The organism is Bacteroides sp. L10-4 (assembly GCF_013373675.1).
In the GTDB taxonomy this organism is placed as follows: Bacteria; Bacteroidota; Bacteroidia; order Bacteroidales; family Bacteroidaceae; genus Bacteroides; species Bacteroides muris.
In genome coordinates this window covers 1-1,081 of the sequence record NZ_JABXJH010000144.1, presented here as the reverse complement: position 1 = coordinate 1,081, position 1,081 = coordinate 1, and the positions used below count along the sequence as shown (strand labels likewise).

The window sequence follows — 1,081 nt, the reverse complement described above, 5'->3', positions numbered from 1 at the left end:
TAAGTAACTAATCAAAATTAAGCAGCATTATGTTTAAGTTTAATACCCAAGGTATCCCCGACAGCCGCCAATGCCCTATTGACGGTGTAAAAGAGGTTGTCGCTACTTGCATAATCCTGCGGTCTGATCCATTTAGTTTTCATTATTCTCCACAAGGTTTCCGCAAGGTTCAGGTGAGGGGAATACGGTGGAAGGTAAAAGAGAAAAAGTCCGCGTTTCTCCCACAGTTCTCTCAATTCCCTTATTTTCTTGTTTCGATGTACGCTCGCATTGTCAAGCACGATGAACGTATCTTTCTTTATGTTCAAGGAAAAGGTGTCAAGGTATTCAACGACCTTGTCCGCGTCAATACTTTCAGTCGTGGTGAACCCATGATAGCGGTTGTTCCTGTCTATCATGCCGAAGATGTTGACCCTTTGTGCCTTTTGGGATGGGATATACACGTCTTCGTTACGGAATTGCCAGCCGTAAGGCACATAGCCTTCGGTGCACACATGGCTTTCATCGGCGTAATAGAGGTCTATCTTGCCGTTTATGTTCAGATGTTCAAGTTCTTGCAACTTCTCGGTCTTATACGCATAGAGTTGCGGCGAGGGTACTCCCCTTGGGCGTTTTCTTATTCGCTTATATCTTGCGCCAAGGCTGATAAAAAACGCTTGAATGTCAGGTCGCTCGCTTCCTTGCCAGTGGCCTTCTGCCAGGCTTCCCGAGCTTTGCTGACGCTCTGCCTGTCCTGTTCTATGGCCTTGCGAACAACTTCCTCGTCCGTACAGTCCATGATAGGTTTTCGCCCACGGCCGGGACGGGTCTGCAAGCCGTCGATGCCTTCCGACAAGAAACGTTTTACCCAAGAGTTGACAGATACATGTGACATCTCCGTCTGCAAACCTATGGCCTTGCTGGAAAGTCCAGTCGATTTGAGCAGTACGGCACGACAGCGCATCCGAAAGCAATGGCTGTCTCCCTGTCGGAAACCCGTTTCCAACGCCAAGCGTTCGGAATCCTTTAATATGATTGATTTGATTTTGCCCATAAGTGCATATTTGAATTTTATGAGGCAAAGGTATCAAAACCTTATGAT

2 protein-coding genes are annotated in these 1,081 nt (G+C 47.0%); both read right to left on the bottom strand.

Features of this window, described 5'->3' with window-relative positions; all coding sequences use genetic code 11:
* Positions 1-17 precede the first annotated feature (17 nt).
* A complete protein-coding gene (locus HU824_RS19440) occupies positions 18-620 on the bottom strand; it encodes an IS630 family transposase (RefSeq protein ID WP_245001026.1) in 603 nt (200 codons plus the stop codon).
* On the bottom strand, positions 617-1,033 hold the full coding sequence (locus tag HU824_RS19435; RefSeq protein ID WP_024988925.1) for a helix-turn-helix domain-containing protein: 417 nt from the start codon (positions 1,031-1,033) through the stop codon (positions 617-619). The genes HU824_RS19440 and HU824_RS19435 overlap by 4 nt, the downstream gene beginning before the upstream one ends.
* Positions 1,034-1,081 lie beyond the last annotated feature (48 nt).

Coding starts and splice junctions, on each gene's coding strand:
- HU824_RS19435 (WP_024988925.1), bottom strand. CDS start 1,033: ATGGGCAAAATCAAATCAATCATATTAAAGGATTCCGAACGCTTGGCG.